The following is a 20,473-nucleotide window of genomic DNA, read 5'->3' on the forward strand; positions in this document are numbered from 1 at the left end:
CGATATGCGGCGTTCGCGTGGCAGCCTGTCCGACGTCACCACCCCCACCTCCGAAGGCGAGCACCATGACCACCCTGCACACGGAACACCCCTCCCACACGCACACCCACGGTCCGGACTGCGGGCACACCGCGGTGCCGCACGGCGACCACACCGACTACGCGCACGACGGTCACCTGCACCGCGAGCACAGCGGCCACTGGGACGAGTGCGAGGCGAACGGGCACGTCGCACACGAGGGCCACACCCATCAGCACGGCGCCGACTGCGGACACGAGAGCGTCCTGCACGGCGACCACGTCGACTACCTCCACGACGGCCACCGGCACGCCCCCCACGACGGCCACTGGGACGACCACTGAGCCCACCCCCGAGACCCCGGCCGCCTCGGCGCACTGGCCGAGAAAGGACCACCGACAGCTCCCCGGCGCACCGAGCGGGGAGCTGTCGGCCTATCGTGGCCCCGATCACGTTCGGCTCGCCCACTGGACTACATACCGACTGGTCGGCATCATGAGTCAGGTCCCGTTCACCTCCCCTTCAGGAGCGATGTATGAGCCCCGACCATCCGCCCGGTCTCGATCTCGACCGACTGCGCGGCCTGCTCGATCGCGAGCGGCCCGGTCTGGCGCAGGGTCCGCTGACCGGCCGGCTGATCGAGGGCGGACGGTCGAACCTCACCTACGCGGTCTCCGACGGCACCTCGAAGTGGGTCGTACGCCGCCCCCCGCTCGGCCATGTCCTCGCCACGGCGCACGACATGAAGCGCGAGCACCGGGTCATCAGCGCGCTGCACCCGACCAGTGTGCCGGTGCCGCGGCCGGTGCTGCTGTGCGAGGACGAGGAGGTGCTCGGGGCGCCGTTCTACGTCATGGAGTTCGTCGAGGGCACCCCGTACCGCACCGCCGACCAGCTCGCCCCGCTCGGCCCTGAGCGCACCCGGGGCGCGGTGCTGTCGCTGGTGGACACCCTCGTCGAGCTGCACGCGGTGGACCCGGCGTCGGTGGGTCTTGCGGACTTCGGCCGGCCCGAGGGCTTCCTGGACCGGCAACTGCGTCGCTGGGGCAAGCAGTTGGACGCCTCCCGCAACCGTGAGCTGGCCGGCATCGACGAGCTCCACGCGACGCTCGGCCGCCGGCTGCCCGCCTCCCCCGCCGCGACCGTGGTGCACGGCGACTACCGGCTCGACAACGTCCTGATCGGTGCGGACGACACGATCAAGGCGATCCTCGACTGGGAGATGTCCACGCTCGGCGACCCGCTCACCGACCTGGGTCTGCTGGTGATGTACAGCATGCCGCTGGGCATGCCCGACTCCCCCGTCTCCACCACGGCCGAGGCCCCGGGCCACCCGGAACCGGCCGAACTGATCGAGCGGTACGCCGCACGTTCGGGGCGCGACGTCTCCGCGGTCTCCTGGTACACGGCGTTCGCCTGGTTCAAGCTCGCCGTGATCCTGGAGGGCATCCACTACCGCTACACGCTGGGCCAGACGGTCGGCCGCGGCTTCGACCGCATCGGCGACCTGGTCCCCGTCTTCATCCAGCACGGCCTCACCACCCTTCAGGAAGGCTGAACGCCATGGACTTCGCGTTCGACGCGCGCACCGAGGAACTGCGCGCCAAACTGCTCGCCTTCATGGACGAGTACGTCTATCCGGCGGAGGCGGTGGCGGAGGAGCAGCGGGCCGCGCTGGCGTCCCCGTGGGACACCCCGGCCGTGGTCGAGGAGCTCAAGGCCGAGGCGCGCAGGCAGGGCCTGTGGAACCTCTTCCTCCCGGACGCCGAGTACGGTGCCGGCCTCACCAACCTCCAGTACGCCCCGCTGGCGGAGATCACCGGCCGTTCCCCGCAGCTCGCGCCCACCGCCACGAACTGCGCGGCGCCCGACACCGGGAACATGGAGGTGCTGGCCCAGTTCGCCGACGAGCAGCAGAAGAAGCAGTGGCTGGAGCCGTTGCTGGCCGGTGAGATCCGCTCGGCGTTCGCGATGACCGAGCCGGAGGTGGCCTCGTCCGACGCCACCAACATCACCACGCTGATCGAGCGGGACGGCGACGAATACGTCATCACGGGCCGCAAGTGGTACATCTCCGGGGCGATGAACCCGGACTGCAAGATCTTCATCGTGATGGGCAAGACGGACCCGGACGGCGACGACATCCGCCGCCAGCAGTCCATGATCCTGGTCCCCCGCGACACCCCGGGCGTCACCGTCAAGCGCGCCATGCAGGTGTTCGGCTACGAGGACCACTCCCACGGCGGTCACGCCGAGGTGATCTTCGACCACGCGCGCGTGCCGGTGTCGAACCTGATCGGCGAGGAGGGCGGCGGCTTCGCCATCGCCCAGGCCCGGCTCGGTCCCGGCCGTATCCACCACTGCATGCGGCTGATCGGCATGGCCGAGCGGGCCATCGAGCTGATGTGCCGGCGGGCCGTGTCCCGTACGGCGTTCGGCAAGGCGCTGGCCCAGCAGGGCGTGGTGCACAACTGGATCGCCGACGCGCGCGTGACGGTCGAACAGCTGCGGCTGCTGGTACTGAAGACGGCCTGGCTGATGGACACCGTCGGCAACAAGGGCGCCCACACGGAGATCCAGGCCATCAAGATCGCCACGCCACGGGCGGTGGTCGACATTCTCGACCGGGCGATCCAGGTGCACGGCGCGGGCGGGGTCAGCCAGGACTTCCCACTGGCCGAGCTGTACGCCGGGGCGCGGACGCTGATGATCGCGGACGGTCCGGACGAGGTGCACCAGCGGTCGCTGGCGCGGCGGGAGCTGAAGAAGTACGTATGACGCCGGTGGCGGCGGGGGTTTCTCGCCCCCCCGCCGCTACCCGTCCCGTCCCTGGGGGCTGCGCCCCCAGCCCCCGCTGTCGGCCCTTCGGGCCTCGTCCTCAAACGCCGGAGGGGCTGAAAGAACTCAGCGCCTCCGGCGTTTGAGGAGCGGGGTCTGGGGCGGAGCCCCCAGAAGGATGGGACGGGTAGGGGCGGCGGGGGCGAGAACCGTCGTTATGGGCGGAGGGCGCGCAGGAGCAGGTCGGCCAGGTGGTCGGCGACCTGCTGAGGGCTGAGGGGGCCGTCCGGGCGGTACCACGTGGACAGGTGGTGGACGGAGCCGAAGTGGTAGTCCACCACCAGGTCGGCCGGGGTCGCCTTGGAGAAGACACCCGCCTCCTGGCCCTCCTCGACCAGCGCGCGGAAGCGTTCGTGGTAGCGCCGCCGCTCGGCCCTCACCTGCTTGTGCTTCTCCGGGCTCAGATGGTGCATGGACCGGAAGAAGATCATCGCGTCGTCGAGGTTCTCGATCGTCGTGACGACGACATCCGCCGCCGCGCCTCTGAGCCGCTTCTCGATCGGCTCGTCGGCGTCCGCGAACGCGTCCAGCCGCTCCTGCTGAACACGCAGCACACGCGCGTACACCTCGTGCAGCAGGTCGTCCTTGGAACCGAAGTAGTGGTACAGCGCCCCCTTGGTGACGCCGGCCGCCTCCACGATCTCCTGCACCGAGGTGCGGTCATAGCCACGCTCGGCGAAGAGCCGGGTGGCGGCGGCGAGCAGCCGCTGCGGGACGGGCGTACCGTCTCCGTCCGTCGTCCTGGCCACTGTGCCGCCACCTGCCCTTCCGAGATGTCTGCATGCTGTCTAGCGGTCGTTCACGCGAGAACGAAGTTCCCGTCGGAGGATCTTGCCACTTGCCGTCTTCGGCAGGTCGGGCAGGATCTCCACCTGACGCGGATATTTGTAGGCGGCCAGTCTCTCCTTGCAGTACTCGGCGAGGGCGCCGGGGTCGGTTTCCGCACCCGGACGGAGGCTGATGTACGCCTTGACGGTCTCCCCGCGGTACCCGTCGGGCACCCCGACGACGGCGGCCTCGCGCACCGCCGGGTGGGTGTACAGCACGTCCTCGACCTCGCGCGGCCAGACCTTGAAGCCGGACGCGTTGATCATGTCCTTCTTGCGGTCGACGACGTAGAGCCAGCCGTCGGCGTCCATGAAGCCGATGTCCCCGGTGCGCAGTTCGCCGTCGGGGAAGGTCTCGGCGGTGGCGTCGGGGCGCCGCCAGTAGCCGGGGACGACCTGCGGGCCGCGGACGAGGATCTCGCCCTGTTCGCCGAAGGGGACCTCCTGGCCCTGGTCGTCGACGATCCGTACGACCGTCTCGGGACCGGGCAGACCGACGGCCAGCGTGCCGGAGACCGGGTCGACGGGCGCCTCCAGCCCGGGCGGGACGGAGGCGCAGGGGGCGGTGCACTCCGTCAGCCCGTACCCGTTGCGGATGTACGGCCCGAAGCTGGCCCGGAACTTCTCCACCAGGGCGGGCGGCAGCGGGGCGCCTCCGGAGGAGATCGTCCGGAAGGAGACGAAGTGGTCACGGGTGACGGCCGGGTGGGCGGCCAGCGCCATGAAGGCCGTCGACGGGCCGACGGTGTAGTGCGGCCCGTGCTCGGCGAACGCGTCCAGGACGACACCCGCCTCGAAGCGGTACGCCAGCACCAGCGTGCCCGCGCTGTCCAGACACGCGCCGAGCTGGCACACCATCCCGGTGATGTGGAAGAGGGGAGCCAGCGCGAAGTAGACGGGCGCCTCGGGCAGTTCCAGTCCGGTCCGCTGCCGCTCGGCGTTGTACATGATGTTGCCGTGCGTGTTGGTGGCGCCCTTGGGGGTGCCGCTGGTGCCCGAGGTGTAGCTGATCAGCGCGATGTCGGACGGCCCCGGGGCACGGCCGTCACGGCCCTCCGGCGCCTTGTGTCCGGCACGGGCGACGGCCGTCAGGTCGTCGGCGTCGTCGGCCTGCGGAAGTCGCTCGAAGGACAGCACGCGCGCGTCGTTGCGCGTTTGGAAATCCAACTCACACCCGGTGAGCACGATCCGCACCGGCGAGTCCTCCGCCGCCCGGCGCAGATACGACTCCCAGGCCCGGTCGGAGCAGATCAGCGCAGCCACCTCACCGTCCCGTAGGACATGGCCGACCTCCCCCGACTTGTACATCGGATTGACGGGCACGACGACCGCCCCCGCCTTCCAGGCGCCCAGCAGGGCGAGCACGAAGTGCGGGGAGTTCTGGAGCAGGATCGCCACGCGGTCTCCGGGCTCCAGGCCACGGGCGGCGAGGTGCCCGGCGACGGAGTCGCTGAGCTCGTCGACCTCGCGGTAGGTCAGGCGGCCGTCGAAGTAGGCGAGGAAGGTCCGGTCCGGAGTCTCGGCGACCACCCGGCGCAGGGCGTGCACGAGGGTGTGGTCGGGGTCCACAGGGGCGCGCTGGGCATCGGACAGCAAGGCCAGCCAGGGTTTGGCCGCGTAACGGGAGGCGGAGGTGTCGGTCACCGGACCTCCTCCCACTTCTGCTGGAGGTGGTTCATGCCGGCCAGCCAGCGGTCGGGCGTGGCGGCCCGCGCCTCGTAGTACCCGGCGACCTCGGGGTGCGGCAGGATCAGGAAGCGGTCCTCCTCCATGCCCTTGAACAGGGCGTCCGCCACGTCCTGAGGCGCGATGGCGGTGGGCTTGAGCACCAGGTCACCGGCGGCCCCCGTGGCGTCCAGCATGTCGGTGCGCACGCCCTGCGGACAGATGGCGTGGACCTTCACGCCACGGTGCCGGTATGTCAGCGACAGGTACTCGGCGAAGGCGTAGGCGCCGTGCTTGGTGACCGCGTAGGGCGCGGCGCCGATCATGGTCAGCAGCCCGGCGGCGGAGACGGTGGAGACGAACCGCCCGCTGCCACGTTCCAGCCAGTCCGGGAGCAGTGCGTTTGCGGCACGCACGTGGGCCATGACGTTGACGTCCCAGGACAGCGCCCAGGACTTCTCGTCGAGCGGCTGCCCCGGCTCCTCGCCCCCGAAGGCGACCCCGGCGTTGGCGCAGTAGACGTCGACGGAGCCGCCGAGCGCGTCCCTGGCGTCAGCGACGATCGCGGAGGCGTCTCCGGGGACCGCGATGCCCCCGATCTCGTCGGCGACGGCAGCCGCCTTCACCCCGTCCAGGTCATTGATGACCACCCGGGCCCCTTCGGCGGCGAACCGACGCGCAAGCGCCGCTCCGATGCCACCCCCAGCCCCGGTAACGACGACTCCGGCACCCTGAACGGCTTCCACCATCGGTCTCCTTCGACTGCGGCTCCCTTACGACGACCAGACTAACCGGTCGGTATGTAGCAGGGAAGAGAGACCGCCCCCCAAGGGGCGCGGGGAACTGCGCGACCGGCCACGTACCACCCGCACACTCCCCACAACCGGCGGGAGCGCATACGGTGCCCCTCATGCGCCTATCCAGACGAGCCCTACTCGCAGCGACAACGGCAGCAGTCACCATCCCCACCGCCACCGCAGCACACTCGGCCGAGGGCCGCAGGCAGACCGGCTTCGAGAACCTCGCCGCGAACGCCTACGCGCAGCTCAGCGGCGACCGCGTCGGCATCGTCACCAACCCCACCGGCGTAACCCGAGACGTCCGCCACATCGTCGACGTCATGCACGCCGACGACCGCGTCAACCTGATCGCCGTCTTCGGCCCCGAGCACGGCTTCCGAGGCACCGCCCAGGCAGGCGGCTCGGAAGGCCGCTACGACGACCCGGCGACCGGCCTGCCGGTCTACGACACGTACCTCAAGAGCGGTCAGCCCCTGGCCGACATCTTCACGGCCTCCGGCGTCGACACGATCGTCTTCGACATCCAGGACGTGGGCGCCCGCTTCTACACCTATATCTGGACCCTCTACGACTGCATGGAGGCGGCCCGACTCGCCGGCAAGCGCTTCGTCGTGCTGGACCGGCCGAACCCGGTGACCGGACGGTCGGCCCAAGGCCCGGTCCTGCACAAGGAGTTCGCCACCTTCGTCGGCCGGGAGCCCGTCTCGCAGGCGCACGGTATGACGGTCGCTGAGCTGGCGCTGCTGTTCAACGGGGAGTTCCTCACCGCGCCGGTGCCGCTGGAGACCGTACGGATGACGGGCTGGCGGCGATCCGACTTCTACGACGCCTCGGGCCTGCCGTGGGTGCCGCCGAGCCCGAACATGCCGACTCCGGACACCGCGCTCGTGTACTCGGGCACCTGCCTCTTCGAGGGCACGAACCTCTCGGAGGGCCGTGGCACCACCCGCCCCTTCGAACTGCTGGGCGCGGAGGGCATCGACGGCCGCTGGGCGGCATCGGCCAACGACCTCGGCCTGACCGGCGTGCACTTCAGGGAGGCCTACTTCGCGCCGACCTTCTCCAAGTTCCAGGGCAGGACCATCGGCGGCGTACAGATCCATGTCCACGACCGTGCCGCGTACGACCCCGTCCGCACCGGAATCGGCCTGCTCGTGACCGCCAAGAAGGTCTGGAGCGGGTTCGGTTGGCGGCCCGACAACTGGATCGACAAGCTCACCGGCTCCACCCGGGTCCGCACGATGATCGACGCCGGCGCGGGCACCGACGACGTGGTGGCGGGCTGGCAGCGGGAGTTGGCGGCGTTCCGGCGGATGCGCAGGGAGTACCTGCTGTACAAATGAGCGCCCCCCTTCCGTGCCTCTGATGGGTGACGACGTATGGCCAATCCCGCCCGCCGGCAGGACGATGCGCCGTATCGCACCGCTTCGGGGGACGAGGGGACCTGTCATGGCGGAACCGGCAGTGAGCGTGACTCCCTACTGGGAGCTGACCTTCGACGCGGACGGGGATCCGGACGCCGGGAGGCGGGACCGGCTGCTCGCCGGGGTGGCCCGGCACCACGTCCGTGATCTGATCGTCTTCGCGCACGGCTGGAACAGCGACCGCTCGGGGGCGACGCGGCTCTACGACCGCTTCTTCGCGCCGATCCCGCAACTCGCTCCGGCGGCGAGGATCGGGTACGTCGGGGTGGTCTGGCCGTCGATGCGGTTCTCGGACGAGCCCATCCCGGACTTCCCGCGGGCCGTGGCGGCCGAGATGCCCCGTCGGCCGGTGCTCGACAAGGACACACGGCATGCGCTGCTGGAGACGTTCCCCGGGCGGGCGACCGTGATCGACCAGATCGCTCGGTTGCTGGAGCAGCAGCCGCGTGAGGAAGCGGAGTTGGAGGAGTTCGGGCGGCTGGTGCGGATTCTGGTGGACGTCGTTCCGCCGGGGCCGCAGGCGCTGTTCGCGGCGGACACGCTGTGCGAGGGGGTGCCGCAGGACTCGCCGGACATGTTCTCCGGCTCGACCGCCGCCCTGTGCGAGGAGTTCGCGCGGGCGCTGGCACAACTCGAAGCGCGGGGCGCAACAGCGCCGGACGGGACTCCGGAGGGCCCGGCCTCGTTCTCGTTGCCGAACCCCTGGGAGGGCGCGCACGAGCTGCTGCGGCAGGCGACGTACTACGCCATGAAGCGGCGCGCGGGGACGGTCGGTGAGCGTGGGCTCGGCCGGGTGATCGGTCAGCTGGCCGAGCGGAGGGACGAGGTGCGGGTGCATCTCGTCGGGCACAGCTTCGGCGCCCGGCTGGTGTCCTTCGCGCTGCGCGGGCTGCCGAAGGGCGTGCGCACGGTGAAGTCCGTGACGCTGCTCCAAGGTGCTTTCTCGCACTACGCGTTCGCGTCCCGGCTGCCGCACGACGCGCGGGCGGGCGGGGTGCTGGAGGGACAGCAGAACCGGGTCGACGGACCGCTGGTGTGCTGTTACTCACGGCACGACTCGGCCCTGTCGACCATGTATCCGCTGGCCTCCCGGATGGCGGGGGACGCGCGCGGCATCGCGGCCCTGGACGTCGGCCGGATGCTGGGTGACAAGTGGGGTGCGATGGGGCACGACGGGGTGCAGGCGGTGCCGGGGACCCGGTCGTTCGAGCTGGCCGACGCGCTGAGGGCGAAGCTGCCCACCTCGGGATGCGTCAACATCGACGCGGCGGCGGTCGTCAGACGCGGCGGGCCGCCGGCGGGGGCGCACAGCGACATCGTGCACCGGGAGCTGGCGCGGGTGGTGCTGGCGGCGGGCCGTATCGACCGACCCGCCGCCACTGATCCGCCCGACCGGTCACCTGTGTGACGTGAACTCCACGACCTGCTGATACGTCGGCCGGTTCTGCCAGCTGATCTTGCCGTGCTTGATGCCGCCCAGCGTGCGCTGGGCGATCGAGTCGGCGCACCACTGATCGCCGGCCGAGCACTGGTCGTCGCCGGGGTAGACCTGGGCCGCGGTCTTGCCTGCCGCCTCCTTCAGGGTGCTGAGCAGCAGGTCCCGGCAGGCGCTGAGGCTGCCGCCGCCGCAGTACTTCCGGTCGAGCGGGCCCTGCACCTGCTCGCCGAGGACGGCCCTGATGTCCTTGTCGACGTAGGACCACCAGCCGTACTGGAAGGAACTTCCGGCGTGCGAGCCGGTCGGGCCGTGGCCGGCCGACGGGGACTCGTCGATGGGCAGGTTGGCGGTCATCGCGCCGTACAGCTCGCTGCCGAGGCCCGGTTCGAACTCGGCCTTCACCAGCAGCGGCCACCAGGCGTCCAGGATGCGGATCGCGTCGGCGTCGGCGTACTTCTTCGAACCGGCCGATGTCTCGGTGCGCTTGCCGCCCGCCGAGATCCACGCCTGGAGCTTGCTGACGGCCGCCGCGGCCGTGGAGTCGGTCACCGGGGAGCTGCCCACGACCTTGAGCAGGTCCGGCAGTACGTCCTCGGCGCGCAGGTCGGCCAGGCCCGCGTCGGCCATCGCCTTCACCAGTGAGGCCCGGGTCACGCCGCCCGCGTCGACCAGCTTCTTCACCCGGTTCTCCAGCAGGTTGCCGCGATGGACGGAGCCGTTGCCCCAGGGTGCGGTGGTGTAGTCCTTGGCCTGCTTGTTGTTCCAGGAGATGTAGTAGTCCTGGTCGATGGAGTTGGGGTGGGCGGAGGGCGGGGTGTACTGGGCCGTGTTCGTCGCGGGGTCCCAGCCACGCCATTCGTATGCCGACTGCGCCCAGACCGGGAACTCCGCGTCGACGCCGGACGCCCGGACCGGGTTGTCGCCGCTGTTGTAGTAGGCGGTGTGCTCGGAGTCGACGTAGAACCAGTTGAAGGTGTAGTTGATGTGCTGCACCGCCTTCTGGAAGTCCTCCGGGCCCTTGACGTAGTCCGGGTCGTTCAGCATCTGGAAGCCGATGATCGAGTCGGCCTCGTGCAGATAGGACGAGCGCAGGGTGGTGTAGGCGACCTTCTTGCCGCCGACGGTCGCGCGGTGCGTGACGGGACCGTACTTCGTGCGCCAGACCCGCATCGTGTACGACCCCTCAGGGGTCCCGTCGGCGGTCGTCGGCTTCCAGGCATTCTTCTGCTCGACCTTGTCCATCGCCGTGCAGGTGCCGCGGTACAGGTAGTGGTGGTCGTCCTGGCACAGCTCGACGGCGTAGGTGTCGATGATGTCCTGGCCGGAGGTGGTGGCGCTCCACGAGTAGTCCTGGCCGCGGCCCAGCTCGACGTACATGCTCAGGCCCGCGAAGGACGCGCCGCGGGCGCTGATGCCCGGGCCCTGGATCTCCTGGAGCAGCAGCAGCTGGGGTGCGAAGTAGCCGGTCTGCGGGCCGAAGACGGCGACCGGGTGGCCGCTGGCGGTGTGCTCGCCGGCGACCACGAGGGCGTTGGACATGCCGCGCTTGGCGGAGGTCATGGCGGTCTTGGCGGCCGTGGTGGAGGCGGTGCTCGCGGCGGAGCCGGCCGCGCTTCCCGTCCGGTCGTACACGAGCTGTTCCTCGGCCACGGAACCGACGTCGGGCAGGGCCTCGCCCTGGGGGTCGGCGGGCTTTGTGGCGTACGGGAAGCTCTTGTCATGGACGGTGACGACCGCCTCGGGGTCGTTGCGTTCGCGGAACGACTCCCAGAGCTTCGTGCCCTCGGCCACACCGTACTTCTCCTGGGCGGCCAGCAGGGAGATCGCGTTGTTGACCTCGCCCCCGCCTCCGGAGCCGAACAGGGCGCCGATCACGGAGCCCAGTGCCACCAGGTCGGTGATCTTGAAGTGCTCGATGGTGCCGGCGTTGGTGACGGAGTCCTTGTGGCCGGTCAGGACGTACTCGCCGGGGAAGTAGCGGCCGCTGTCGGAGGCGTCGATGTAGGCGTTGATGCCGTCGAGGTAGGCCTTGGCGTCCGCGAGGGCCAACCGGCCGCGTTCGCCGTTGGTGGCGACGGCGTTGTCGATCTGCGCCTGGAGATCGGCTTCGGTGTACGGCGCGTGGCGCCAGAACTGCTGCTCCAGACCCTGGTTGGAGGGGGCGCCACCGGCGAAGGAGGTCAGCCGGCCGCGTCCGACGTGGCGGAAGACGTCCATGAGCCACAGCCGGTCCTGGGCGGCCGCATAACCGGCGCCGAACTCCGTGCCGTATCTGGTGGTACCGGTGATGTGCGGCACACCCGTCTTCTTGTCACGGACGATCGTCACGTCGCCACGCCCGGCGGGCTTGACGGTGGAGGCGACCTGATCGGACGGGACGCCGAACGAGGAGTCGTTGAAGAAGTTGTTGATCGTCGCGTTGGTCAGGCCGGAGTAGCCCTTGGCCAGGTTGGCATAGGGACCCAGCTGGTCCGAGGCGTGTTCGGGCATGGTGCCGAAGGCCTGGTTGAGCAGGATCTGGGCGAGGGTGGCATTGCCGTTCTGACCAGGCGGAAGGATCTCGGAGCACTGCTTGCCGCAGTGGTCGGCGACAGCCGTCGCCTCGGCCGCCGCGGCCGGGGACGCGGCGGCCGCAGGGGAAAGCGGTGACAAAAGACCGGCAATCAGAACGCATATGGATGCGGTCTTCAGGAACCCGGGGAATCTGCCGGGAGTTCTCATTCCGACTAGGGCGTTGCGTGGGGTACGCCGTGGCATGTCCGCTCCTACCGACGAGGGTGAGCCGGGATGTTACCGGCGGTATCCCCGGGATTGAAGATGAACATGCGTCACGTTTGGGAGTCAGCAGGGCTCGCGATGGAGGTCCTCGGAAATCGGATGGAGCCGAATCGCATGTCGATACGTCTATTCGTCAACGTCGCACGAAGTCCGTGCGGCGACGCCGAAGTGACCGAAGTACAGGTGCAGGTGTGACGGAGGTGCAGGGCGATGGCCGGTTTCCGGAGTCTGGCGAGACAGGTGCGCGATCCGCGGTGCGATCTGGCGCTACGGCGCTACTCGCTGCGTAAGTGCCTTGAGCGGTTCGCTCCTTACGGGCACAGGGCGACCTGGGACCACTTGTGCTCACGGGCAGGGTTCGGTCCCGAGGACCGCTCCCCCGATCCAGTGCGGCTCGTGGCCGCGCTGGACGAGCTGGAAGAGGCGCGTTCGGTCTGGCTGGCCTACGAGGTCGAGTTCGCCGAGCGGCGCAAGAAGGAAAAGCACGACGGACTGCGCAGGCCGGGCAGTGTGGACGACTGGCACCGGCTGACCTGGGGCGGTTTCGGAGTCGCCTGGTGCGACAACCCCCGGGTCCACCCGAACGAACCGCTGGCCGAGGTGCTGCGCCGGCTGATCTCCGCGCTGGAGCGGGAACCGGGCTGCGCGTGCCCGGTGTGCGGCGGGGACCGGCTGATCTACAAGTACGACCTGGCCCATGAACCCTCGTCGGGCCCGGTCTGCACGGAGTGCGGGATCGTCGTACCGCGTCCGGTTCTCACGCCCGAAGCGCTGACGGCGTCACGGCGCGAACGGCGACTGCTCATGTCCGCCTAGTACGACGGGGGTGCGCCGGGGATGCCGCACCCCCACCTGTCGGCGTCCCTGTTGTCAGTGCCGACTGGCACCATCGAGGCATGATCCAGGTGTGTCTGAACGGGGCCCGGGGGGCCGGCGACGGTGCGGTGGTGCCGCTCTCGCCGGAGGAGCTGGCCGGCTCCGCGGCCGAGGCGGTCGCGGCCGGAGCCACGGACATCCATGTCCACACCAAGACTCCCTGCGGACGGGACAGCCTGTCCCCGCGCGTGCTCGCGCCGACGCTTGAGGCGATACGCGCCCGGGTGTCGGTGCCGGTAGGGGTGACCACGGGCGCCTGGGCGGAACCGGATCCGGCGGCTCGGGTGGACCGCATACGAAGCTGGACGGTGCTGCCGGACCACGCCTCGGTCAACTGGCATGAGGACGGCGCCGAGGACGTGGCCGCCGCGTTGATCGAGCGGGGTGTCGGCGTCGAGGCGGGCATCTGGTCCGGCACGGACGGCGCGGCGCGGTTCGCCGCCTCGCCGCTGGGGCCCAGGGTGCTGCGCGTGCTGGCGGAGGTGACGGACCCGTCGGCAAGGACGGCCGAGGCCACCGCCCGCGCACTGCTCACCGACCTGGGCCCGGCGTTCGGGCGGCCGGTGCTGCTGCACGGGGAGGACGGCGGGGCGTGGCCCGTACTGCGGCTGGCGGGGCGGCTGGGGCTGGCGACTCGGATCGGCCTGGAGGACACGTTGGCCCTGCCGGACGGGGAACGGGCGGCTTCCAACGCTCAGTTGGTGGCGGAGGGACTGGTCCAGTACGGGTGGTCCCAGCGCTCGTCGTGAGGGATGCCGAGGAGTTCGGCGCGGGTCGCGAGGTCGTACTCGCCCGCGGCGTGGAGGCGTGCGGCGCCGGGGCCGGAGAGCCAGGCGCGCACGTCCTCGACGCCGGTGGCCACGGTGTCGTCGTACCACCAGGAGAAGGGCGAGTCGTCGGACAGCAGGTCGTGGAGCCAGGTGTCGGCGCACTGGGCGAGATGCGCGTCGGCGACCGGGCCGGGGACCCATCCCTGAAGGAACGGGGTCACCGTCCTGGCGATCGTGGCGCAGGTGTCGAAGATGTCGTCGATGCCGTACGGCGGCTCGGGCCTCGCGAGGGCGTCCTGCCACCAGGCGAGCGGGAACGCCTCGATCGCGGCGGCCTGCTCGGCCGGCCACGAGCGCCAGTCCACCCGGTGCAACCCGTGCGCCCCGTAACCGATCACGCCCAGGCTGCCGTCGGCCATCGCCCGTGCGCTCTGCGGCAGCAGGCGGCGCATCACTGCCTCGTGGTCGTCGAAGTGGTTGGGGACCTCGAAGAGGTAGTACCGCACCGTGTCCACCGGCATCCGCACGTCCGGCGTGCGCAGATACGCGGTCTCCTCGGGCGCGTGGCAGTAGCCGCAACCGGTCTCGGCGGGGCTCGTGAAACCGCCGAAGACGGTGTCGACGGCGGCGAGGGCCGCGTCAAGGTCGGCTCAGGACATGGGGTCGGTCCCGTCAGGACTCCGTGCGCGGCATTCCCGGCCGGCCGAAGATCGCGACGATACCAGCAGCTAATCCGCTCGCTCCAGCCCTTTCCCGTCCGGACAGTTGGGGGCGATGAAACACACCTGAGGAATACCGAGGAGTCCCCGATGTCGACGCTGCGCGTCACCGCCGAAGTGCTGACCGTCCATGAACATCCGAACGCCGATGCGCTGGAACTGGCCCAGGTGGGTCTGTACCGGGCCGTCGTCGCCAAGGGCGCGTACCGCACCGGTGAGGCCGCCGTGTACATCCCCGAGCAGGCCGTGCTGCCGGCCGAGCTGATCGAGGAGCTGGGGCTGACCGGGCGGCTGGCGGGCAGCAAGTCCGACCGGGTCAAGGCGGTGCGGCTGCGCGGTGAGCTGTCGCAGGGCATCGTGTGCCGTCCGAAGGCGCTGGCCGACGTCGATCTGGCGCGGGCCGCCGCGGAGGGCGCCGACTTCGCCGAACGGCTCGGCGTCACCAAGTGGGTGCCGCCGATCCCGCCCACGATGTCCGGTGACGTGGAGTCGGCGCCGGATCTGCTGCCCTGGGTCGACATCGAGAACATCCAGCGGTATCCGGACATCTTCACGCCGGGCGAGCCCGTGGTGCTGACCGAGAAGCTGCACGGCTCGGCGTGCCTGCTGACGTATGTGGCCGACGAGGACCGGGTGTACGTCTCCTCCAAGGGCTTCGGCGCGAAGTCGCTGGCACTGCGGGAGGAGGAGCGGAACCTGTACTGGCGGGCGGTGCGGGGGCACGGTGTCGCCGAGGTCGCGGCCCGGGTGGCCGAGCGGTCGGGGGCGCGACGGGTGGGCATCTTCGGCGAGGTGTACGGCTCGGGGGTGCAGGATCTGACGTACGGCGCCGACGGCCGACGGGAGACCTTGGGGTACGCCGTGTTCGACGTGTCCGCGGAGATCGACGGCCGGGTGCGGTGGCTGGACGCGGCGGAGGTACTGGACGGCGAACTGCCCTTGGTGCCACGGCTGTTCGAGGGGCCGTACGACGTCGACCGGGTCCTGGAGGTCGCCACGGGCCGGGAGACGGTTTCGGGGCGGGAGCTACATCTGCGCGAGGGCGTGGTGATACGGCCGGCCGCCGAGCGGTACAGCCCGGTGACCGGGGGTCGGGCCATCGCGAAGGCGGTCAGCCCGGCGTATCTGACGCGCAAGGGCGGGACCGAGTACGAGTGAGCGGGGCTGTGCGGTGCCCGGCCCCGGCCGGGTGCCGACCCGCAGCGCCTCAAGGGGCGCGGGGAACTGCACGGCCGGCCGTACCCAACCCGCACCCGCCCTCAATCCCGAAGCCCCGAGCTCATGGGCGACCAGCCCGGCCCGAGCCGCCCCGAGCCCCCCGTCAACGACAGCCCTCACCCTCGCGCCCACGCCCTCCCTGCTTCTCCACCAACAACCGCGACCCCGTAAGCCGTTCGCCGAACACATCGTCCGGGTTGGACAGGACGCAGGTGTCCAGGGACAGACACCCGCAGCCGATGCAGTCGGTCAAGTGGTCGCGCAGACGGTTCAGTTGCCTGATGCGCTCGTCCAGCTCCGAACGCCACGCCTGAGACAGCCGCGCCCAGTCGTCATGCGTGGGGGTGCGCTCCTCGGGGAGTTCCGCGAGGGCCTCGCGGATCGTCGACAGGGGGATGCCGACGCGTTGCGCGGCCCGGACGAAGGCGACCCGGCGCAGGGTGTCACGGGTGTAGCGGCGCTGGTTGCCGGAGGTGCGCCGACTGCTGATCAAGCCCTTGGACTCGTAGAAGTGCAGGGCGGACACCGCGGCGCCGCTCCGGGCGGAGAGCTGGCCGACCGTGAGCTCGTGAATCTTCTCGGGGATCTGGGGCACGCCCTCAAACCTACCTACCCCGTCACACCACCGGTCCATTGACAGGGGCTTCACCCCCTAGCATGCTAAGCAGTTGCTTAGACTGTTGGACAGAGCGGTACGACACACGCGACGCGAGAGGCCTGGACATGGCAGAGCCGAGGATCTTCACCTCCGCCGACGACCTGAAGGCGGCGGTGGGCGAGCAGCTGGGGTACACGGACTGGCTGGAGGTCGACCAGAAGCGGATCGACCTGTTCGCGGAGGCCACCGGCGACCACCAGTGGATCCACGTGGACCCCGAGAAGGCCGCCGCGGGCCCTTTCGGGACCACCATCGCCCACGGGTACCTCACCCTGTCGCTGCTTCCGCTCTTCGGACCTCAGCTCATCAAGGTCGAGAACGTGAAGATGGGCGTCAACTACGGGACGAACAAGGTACGTTTCCCCGCCCCCGTACCGGTCGGCTCGCGCCTGCGTGCCACCGCCACCCTCACCGGCGTCGAGGACGTGACGGGCGGCGTCCAGGTCGCCGTCGCGTTCACCGTGGAGCGCGAGGGCGGGGACAAGCCCGTATGCGTCGCCGAGTCCGTCTCGCGGTACTACCTGTAGGCGGACCCCGCCGCCCCGGCGGGGCCTACTTGGCTCCCACCATCCGCAGCACGAGGTCGGCGTACAGCGCGCCGACCTCGTCGGGAGTCCAGGGGCCGTCGACACTGAACCAGCGGGCGACGTCGATGCACAGCGACAGGACGGCGAGGGTCGTGCCCTTCACGTCCAGGACGTCGAAGTCACCGGCCGCCACACCGTCCTCGATGATCCCGCGCACCTCGGCGTCGCACTGCCGGCGCAGCGCGAGGATCTCGGCGCGGGCGTCGGCACCGAGGGAGTCCAGTTCGTACTGCACGACCCGCGCGGTGGTACGGCCACCGGCGTGCCAGCGGACGAAGGAGCTCACGGCGCCGGAGAGCCGCTCGGCGGGGCCGCCCTCGCTCCGGGCCGCCGTCCGCAGGATCTCCAGGGCCTTCTCGTGGCCGATCCTGCTGATGCGGTGGAGCAGTTCTTCCTTGGTCTTGTAGTGGATGTAGAGCGCGGCCGGGCTCATGCCGGCGCGGCCGGCGATGTCACGGGTCGTGGTGGCGTGGTAGCCGCGCTCGGCGAAGGCCTCCACGGCGGCGATCAGCAGCCGCCGGGCCGCGTCGGGCGTGACCTCACCCCACGCCGACGTCTCGCCGCCGGCCGTCTCCTCCGCCGTACTCATCGCTCACTCGCCCCTCTCACTGACAGAGCCCCCACCATACCGCCGATACTGAGCGGGCGCTTAGTGAGCATGGTGCGCGGAGCGGGCGGAGAGGCTCGGGGCCCGCCTCGGCCACCGGCCGCGAACCCTCGCGGCTCAGATCTTCTCGTAGGGGTCGTGCTCGGCCAGCAGCTTCTCCAGCCGCGCCTGGTCGACCCGGCTGACGATCTGCCCTGCCTCCTGGCGGTCCCGGATGACCTTCGCGAGCGTGAACGCCGAGGTCACCAGGTAGAGGACCGCAATCGCCAGGAAGCCGCGCACCCAGGCGTTGGCGTTCAGCTGGTAGATGCCGATGCCGGTGGCGGCCATGGCGACCGCGAAGGACGCGACGGACTGGCCGTAGAAGGCGGTCGTACTCTGCTGCTTGACCGGTGTGTCACTCATGGAGAACAGGGTCGGCGGTTGTGGCGCCGGACACATCCGCTGAAGTACTCAGCCGGTACTCAGAACCCGCGCGCCGAGAACCCGCGCGCTCAGAAGGCCGAAACCCCCGTCAGCGACCGCCCGATGACCAGCTTCTGGATCTGGCTCGTGCCCTCGTAGAGCGTCATCACGCGGGCGTCGCGCAGCAGTTTGCCCGCCGGATACTCGTCGATGTAGCCGTAACCGCCGAAGACCTGGAGGGCGTTGTTGGCGGCCCGGACGGCGGCCTCCGAGGCGAAAAGCTTGGCCTTGGAGGATTCGACGGCGAAGGGCAGCCCGCGGTCGATCAGGTCGGCGACCCGCCAGGTCAGCAGCCGGGCCGCGTCCACGTCGACGGCGATGTCGCTGATCAGCTCCTGGACCAGCTGGTGCCGGGCGATGGGCTTGCCAAACTGCTCGCGCTCACCGGCGTACCGCACGGCCGCTTCCAGCGCGGCCTGGGCTATGCCGACGCACCCCGCGGCGACCGACATCCGCCCCTTGGCCAGGGCCGACATCGCGACCGAGAAGCCCTTGCCCTCCTCCCCCAGCAGGGCCGAGGCCGGCACGCGTACGTCCTGAAGCACCAGCTCGGCGGTGGCCTGGCCGCGCAGGCCGAGCTTGCCGTGGATGGTGCGGCGGGTCAGGCCGGGGGTGTCGGTGGGGACGAGGAAGGCGGAGACGCCCTTGTGGCCGGGCGCGTCGGTGGAGCGGGCGAAGAGCAGGACGACGTCGGCCCAGGTGCCGTTCGTGATGAACATCTTGGTGCCGTTGATGACGTAGTCGTCGCCGTCGCGCACGGCCCGCGTGGTGAGGCTGCCCGCGTCGGAGCCGGTGCCGGGCTCGGTGAGGCCGAAGCAGCCGACCAGCTCGCCCGCAGTGAGGCCGGGCAGCCAGCGGCGCCTGTGCTCCTCGCTTCCCCAGGCGGCGACGGTCTTGGCGACCAGGCCGAGAGAGACGGACACGATGCCGCGCACGGAGGAGTCCCCGCGCCCCAGTTCCTCCGTGACCAGGCAGTACGTGAGATGGTCGCCGCCCGAGCCGCCGTACTCCTCGTCGATCGTCAGACCCAGGAAGCCGACCTCGCCGAGCTTCTTGACGACTGCGCGGTCCACCTCCTCGGCACGGTCCCACGCGACCACGTGCGGGGCGATCTCGCGGTCCACGAAGTCTCTGGCGAGTTGCCGGGCGGCGGTCTGCTCCTCGCTGAGCTCCAGATTCATGCCGAGTCACCCCACAGACGGTGGCCCCCACGGACGGCGACCTTGGGGAGCCGTAGATTGAAAGCCGTACATTTAAATTAGCACTGCTAGTTTCTGTTCGGCAGCCCTACTATGTGCGCCATGGCCCGACCGCGCAAGCCCCTCCTCAGCTACGACCGGATCGTCGAGACGGCGCGCGAACTCGTGGACGCGGAGGGCCTGGCGGCCCTCTCCACGCGTCTGCTCGCAGCCGAACTGGGCGTGAGCGGACCGTCCCTCTACAACCACTTCCGCACCAAGGACGAGATCCTCGAGGCGGTCGCCGACTCGGTCAGCGCGCAGGTCGACCTGTCGATGTTCGAGGACGGCCGGGACTGGCGGACCGCGCTGCACGACTGGGCCGTCTCCTACCGGGCGGCCCTGCGCGACCACCCGAACATCGTCCCCGTCCTGGCCCGCGGCCCCGGCCGCCGCCCGGCCGGACTGCGGCTCGCCGACGCCGTCTACGGCGCGATGGTCGCGGCGGGCTGGCCGCCGGCGCAGGCCACCTCCATCGGGGCGCTGATGCGGTACTTCATCATGGGCTCGGCGCTGGGCTCGTTCGCCGGGGGCTTCGTGGACGACGCGAGCGCCTACGACCCCGCCGACTACCCCCACCTCGGGCAGGCCCATCTCCTCGCCGAACAGCAGGAGAAGATCGACGAGCGGGCCTTCGAGACGGGGCTGACGGCGCTGCTGGACGGCCTCGCGCAGCAGTACGAGCAGGTCAGACGCACCGACTAGCACGCTTCGGCGCGCGCCGAAGTGTCCGTGCCTCATCCTGGACCGCATGGCCACCAAGGACCCCCAGGCACCGCACCTCGCCCGGCTCGCCGCGCTCATCGCCGACGAGACCCGGGCGTCCTGTCTGCTGGCGCTGCTCGACGGGCGGGCCTGGACCGCCGGTGAGCTGGCGCGGCACGCGGGGGTCGCCGCGTCCACGCTCAGCGAGCACCTGGGCAAGCTCGTCGCGGGCGGGCTGCTCGCCGAGGAGCGGCAGGGACGGCACCGGTACGTCCGGCTGGCCGACGCGCGGGTCGCCCAGCTGGTGGAGGAGCTGGCCGCGCAAGTCGCCCCGCAGGCGACCCAACAGCCCCGGAATCTACGGGAGTCCAGTGCGGGGTCCGCCATGGCGCGGGGGCGCACCTGCTACGACCATCTGGCCGGGCGGCTCGGCATCGCGGTCACGGATGCGTTGACCTCGCGGGGGCTGCTGCGGCAGGACACGGGGTTCGCGCTGACGGATGCCGGGGTCGGGTGGTTCGACGCCGCGGGCATCCGGCTCGACCGTTCGACTCGCCGCCCGTTGGCCCGCGCCTGCCTCGACTGGACGGAGCGCCGGCCCCATCTCGCAGGCGTCGCGGGCGCGGCTCTGTGCCGGCATGCGCTGGATGCGGGGTGGTGTGTGCGGATCGGGTCGGAGCGGGCGGTGAAGGTGACTGCGTCGGGGGAGCTCGCCCTTGAGGAACTGCTCGGTATCGACGCGGCGGTACTGCGTTGACCGGCTACTCAGGTGGGAGCTTCTCGCATGTGCCGAGTGCGGGAGCGTCGTGGCTGGTCGCGCCCACGCGGCGGAGCCGCATATC

Annotated in this window: 20 protein-coding genes; 11 read left to right on the forward strand and 9 right to left on the reverse strand. The window is 70.5% G+C overall.

Translation table 11 applies throughout. From position 1 onward, the window contains the following. Positions 1 to 65 precede the first annotated feature (65 nt). The 3 genes from KUM44_RS09735 (at position 66) to KUM44_RS09745 (ending at position 2,796) form a co-directional block, all read left to right on the forward strand. Entirely contained in the window at positions 66 to 362 is a 297-nt protein-coding gene (locus tag KUM44_RS09735) for a hypothetical protein (RefSeq protein ID WP_217207399.1), read from the forward strand. Between the two features lie 191 nt (positions 363 to 553). After that, complete coding sequence (locus KUM44_RS09740) at positions 554 to 1,576, forward strand: phosphotransferase family protein (RefSeq protein ID WP_217207400.1); 1,023 nt, start codon at positions 554 to 556, stop codon at positions 1,574 to 1,576. A gap of 5 nt (positions 1,577 to 1,581) precedes the next feature. Then, positions 1,582 to 2,796 (forward strand): acyl-CoA dehydrogenase, encoded by a 1,215-nt coding sequence (locus tag KUM44_RS09745; protein ID WP_217207401.1) that lies wholly within the window; start codon positions 1,582 to 1,584, stop codon positions 2,794 to 2,796. Between the two features lie 215 nt (positions 2,797 to 3,011). Here KUM44_RS09745 and KUM44_RS09750 read toward each other — a convergent pair whose 3' ends face one another. Genes KUM44_RS09750 through KUM44_RS09760 form a run of 3 tightly spaced genes read right to left on the reverse strand, consistent with a single transcriptional unit; the run spans position 3,012 to position 6,097 of the window. Further along, positions 3,012 to 3,605 carry a TetR/AcrR family transcriptional regulator gene (locus KUM44_RS09750; protein ID WP_217207402.1) on the reverse strand — a complete coding sequence of 198 codons (594 nt, stop codon included), beginning with the start codon at positions 3,603 to 3,605 and terminating at the stop codon, positions 3,012 to 3,014. A gap of 39 nt (positions 3,606 to 3,644) precedes the next feature. Next, positions 3,645 to 5,327 (reverse strand): class I adenylate-forming enzyme family protein, encoded by a 1,683-nt coding sequence (locus tag KUM44_RS09755; RefSeq protein ID WP_217207403.1) that lies wholly within the window; start codon positions 5,325 to 5,327, stop codon positions 3,645 to 3,647. Then, positions 5,324 to 6,097 (reverse strand): SDR family oxidoreductase, encoded by a 774-nt coding sequence (locus tag KUM44_RS09760; RefSeq protein WP_217207404.1) that lies wholly within the window; start codon positions 6,095 to 6,097, stop codon positions 5,324 to 5,326. The genes KUM44_RS09755 and KUM44_RS09760 overlap by 4 nt, the downstream gene beginning before the upstream one ends. 161 nt (positions 6,098 to 6,258) lie before the next feature. Between KUM44_RS09760 and KUM44_RS09765 the strand changes: the two genes are divergently transcribed. Together KUM44_RS09765 and KUM44_RS09770 are read left to right on the forward strand one after the other, a co-directional pair. Further along, entirely contained in the window at positions 6,259 to 7,491 is a 1,233-nt protein-coding gene (locus tag KUM44_RS09765; protein ID WP_217207405.1) for an exo-beta-N-acetylmuramidase NamZ domain-containing protein, read from the forward strand. A gap of 106 nt (positions 7,492 to 7,597) precedes the next feature. After that, positions 7,598 to 8,980 carry a serine-threonine protein kinase gene (locus KUM44_RS09770; RefSeq protein WP_217207406.1) on the forward strand — a complete coding sequence of 461 codons (1,383 nt, stop codon included), beginning with the start codon at positions 7,598 to 7,600 and terminating at the stop codon, positions 8,978 to 8,980. Here the strand turns inward: KUM44_RS09770 and KUM44_RS09775 are convergent. Then, entirely contained in the window at positions 8,969 to 11,767 is a 2,799-nt protein-coding gene (locus KUM44_RS09775) for a penicillin acylase family protein (RefSeq protein ID WP_217207407.1), read from the reverse strand. The genes KUM44_RS09770 and KUM44_RS09775 overlap by 12 nt on opposite strands. A 231-nt stretch (positions 11,768 to 11,998) precedes the next feature. Here KUM44_RS09775 and KUM44_RS09780 point away from each other — a divergent pair, with 231 nt between their 5' ends. Together KUM44_RS09780 and KUM44_RS09785 are read left to right on the forward strand one after the other, a co-directional pair. Then, on the forward strand, positions 11,999 to 12,604 hold the full coding sequence (locus KUM44_RS09780) for a hypothetical protein (RefSeq protein WP_217207408.1): 606 nt from the start codon (positions 11,999 to 12,001) through the stop codon (positions 12,602 to 12,604). Between the two features lie 80 nt (positions 12,605 to 12,684). Next, positions 12,685 to 13,413, forward strand: a complete 729-nt coding sequence (locus KUM44_RS09785) for a 3-keto-5-aminohexanoate cleavage protein (RefSeq protein WP_217207409.1) — start codon at positions 12,685 to 12,687, stop codon at positions 13,411 to 13,413. On the opposite strand, the gene KUM44_RS09790 is transcribed toward KUM44_RS09785, so the two are convergent. Further along, on the reverse strand, positions 13,359 to 13,955 hold the full coding sequence (locus KUM44_RS09790) for a hypothetical protein (protein ID WP_254389302.1): 597 nt from the start codon (positions 13,953 to 13,955) through the stop codon (positions 13,359 to 13,361). The genes KUM44_RS09785 and KUM44_RS09790 overlap by 55 nt on opposite strands. Before the next feature lie 288 nt (positions 13,956 to 14,243). Between KUM44_RS09790 and KUM44_RS09795 the strand changes: the two genes are divergently transcribed. After that, positions 14,244 to 15,311 carry an RNA ligase (ATP) gene (locus KUM44_RS09795; protein WP_217207410.1) on the forward strand — a complete coding sequence of 356 codons (1,068 nt, stop codon included), beginning with the start codon at positions 14,244 to 14,246 and terminating at the stop codon, positions 15,309 to 15,311. 163 nt (positions 15,312 to 15,474) lie between these two features. Here KUM44_RS09795 and soxR read toward each other — a convergent pair whose 3' ends face one another. Then, positions 15,475 to 15,966: a redox-sensitive transcriptional activator SoxR gene (gene soxR / locus KUM44_RS09800; RefSeq protein WP_217207411.1), complete on the reverse strand. Its 492-nt coding sequence runs from the start codon at positions 15,964 to 15,966 to the stop codon at positions 15,475 to 15,477. Positions 15,967 to 16,094: 128 nt separating this feature from the next. Between soxR and KUM44_RS09805 the strand changes: the two genes are divergently transcribed. Next, positions 16,095 to 16,556 (forward strand): MaoC family dehydratase, encoded by a 462-nt coding sequence (locus KUM44_RS09805; RefSeq protein ID WP_062724352.1) that lies wholly within the window; start codon positions 16,095 to 16,097, stop codon positions 16,554 to 16,556. A 25-nt stretch (positions 16,557 to 16,581) separates the two neighbouring features. On the opposite strand, the gene KUM44_RS09810 is transcribed toward KUM44_RS09805, so the two are convergent. The 3 genes from KUM44_RS09810 to KUM44_RS09820 all read right to left on the reverse strand — a co-directional run bounded on the left by KUM44_RS09810 (position 16,582) and on the right by KUM44_RS09820 (position 18,869). After that, entirely contained in the window at positions 16,582 to 17,205 is a 624-nt protein-coding gene (locus KUM44_RS09810; protein ID WP_217207412.1) for a TetR/AcrR family transcriptional regulator, read from the reverse strand. Positions 17,206 to 17,340: 135 nt separating this feature from the next. After that, positions 17,341 to 17,628, reverse strand: a complete 288-nt coding sequence (locus KUM44_RS09815; RefSeq protein WP_217207413.1) for a YiaA/YiaB family inner membrane protein — start codon at positions 17,626 to 17,628, stop codon at positions 17,341 to 17,343. Between the two features lie 89 nt (positions 17,629 to 17,717). Continuing rightward, positions 17,718 to 18,869 carry an acyl-CoA dehydrogenase family protein gene (locus tag KUM44_RS09820; RefSeq protein WP_217207414.1) on the reverse strand — a complete coding sequence of 384 codons (1,152 nt, stop codon included), beginning with the start codon at positions 18,867 to 18,869 and terminating at the stop codon, positions 17,718 to 17,720. Positions 18,870 to 18,989: 120 nt separating this feature from the next. Here KUM44_RS09820 and KUM44_RS09825 point away from each other — a divergent pair, with 120 nt between their 5' ends. Then, positions 18,990 to 19,631, forward strand: coding sequence for a TetR/AcrR family transcriptional regulator (locus KUM44_RS09825; RefSeq protein WP_217207415.1), 642 nt, complete (start codon positions 18,990 to 18,992; stop codon positions 19,629 to 19,631). Between the two features lie 46 nt (positions 19,632 to 19,677). Beyond that, entirely contained in the window at positions 19,678 to 20,388 is a 711-nt protein-coding gene (locus KUM44_RS09830; RefSeq protein WP_217207416.1) for a helix-turn-helix transcriptional regulator, read from the forward strand. Positions 20,389 to 20,473: the final 85 nt, after the last annotated feature.

Source organism: Streptomyces sp. AC550_RSS872 (assembly GCF_019049285.1).
Lineage (GTDB): Bacteria > Actinomycetota > Actinomycetes > Streptomycetales > Streptomycetaceae > Streptomyces.

What these genes read in the sequence shown, in the direction of transcription:
- KUM44_RS09830 (WP_217207416.1), top strand. Translation starts at nt 19,678, where the DNA reads ATGGCCACCAAGGACCCCCAGGCACCGCACCTCGCCCGGCTCGCCGCG.
- KUM44_RS09790 (WP_254389302.1), bottom strand. Translation starts at nt 13,955, where the DNA reads ATGCCGGTGGACACGGTGCGGTACTACCTCTTCGAGGTCCCCAACCAC.
- KUM44_RS09735 (WP_217207399.1), top strand. Translation starts at nt 66, where the DNA reads ATGACCACCCTGCACACGGAACACCCCTCCCACACGCACACCCACGGT.
- KUM44_RS09760 (WP_217207404.1), bottom strand. Translation starts at nt 6,097, where the DNA reads ATGGTGGAAGCCGTTCAGGGTGCCGGAGTCGTCGTTACCGGGGCTGGG.
- KUM44_RS09815 (WP_217207413.1), bottom strand. Translation starts at nt 17,628, where the DNA reads ATGAGTGACACACCGGTCAAGCAGCAGAGTACGACCGCCTTCTACGGC.
- KUM44_RS09820 (WP_217207414.1), bottom strand. Translation starts at nt 18,869, where the DNA reads ATGAATCTGGAGCTCAGCGAGGAGCAGACCGCCGCCCGGCAACTCGCC.
- KUM44_RS09780 (WP_217207408.1), top strand. Translation starts at nt 11,999, where the DNA reads ATGGCCGGTTTCCGGAGTCTGGCGAGACAGGTGCGCGATCCGCGGTGC.
- KUM44_RS09805 (WP_062724352.1), top strand. Translation starts at nt 16,095, where the DNA reads ATGGCAGAGCCGAGGATCTTCACCTCCGCCGACGACCTGAAGGCGGCG.
- KUM44_RS09765 (WP_217207405.1), top strand. Translation starts at nt 6,259, where the DNA reads ATGCGCCTATCCAGACGAGCCCTACTCGCAGCGACAACGGCAGCAGTC.
- KUM44_RS09745 (WP_217207401.1), top strand. Translation starts at nt 1,582, where the DNA reads ATGGACTTCGCGTTCGACGCGCGCACCGAGGAACTGCGCGCCAAACTG.
- KUM44_RS09825 (WP_217207415.1), top strand. Translation starts at nt 18,990, where the DNA reads ATGGCCCGACCGCGCAAGCCCCTCCTCAGCTACGACCGGATCGTCGAG.
- KUM44_RS09740 (WP_217207400.1), top strand. Translation starts at nt 554, where the DNA reads ATGAGCCCCGACCATCCGCCCGGTCTCGATCTCGACCGACTGCGCGGC.
- KUM44_RS09785 (WP_217207409.1), top strand. Translation starts at nt 12,685, where the DNA reads ATGATCCAGGTGTGTCTGAACGGGGCCCGGGGGGCCGGCGACGGTGCG.
- KUM44_RS09795 (WP_217207410.1), top strand. Translation starts at nt 14,244, where the DNA reads ATGTCGACGCTGCGCGTCACCGCCGAAGTGCTGACCGTCCATGAACAT.
- KUM44_RS09810 (WP_217207412.1), bottom strand. Translation starts at nt 17,205, where the DNA reads ATGAGTACGGCGGAGGAGACGGCCGGCGGCGAGACGTCGGCGTGGGGT.
- KUM44_RS09770 (WP_217207406.1), top strand. Translation starts at nt 7,598, where the DNA reads ATGGCGGAACCGGCAGTGAGCGTGACTCCCTACTGGGAGCTGACCTTC.
- KUM44_RS09775 (WP_217207407.1), bottom strand. Translation starts at nt 11,767, where the DNA reads ATGCCACGGCGTACCCCACGCAACGCCCTAGTCGGAATGAGAACTCCC.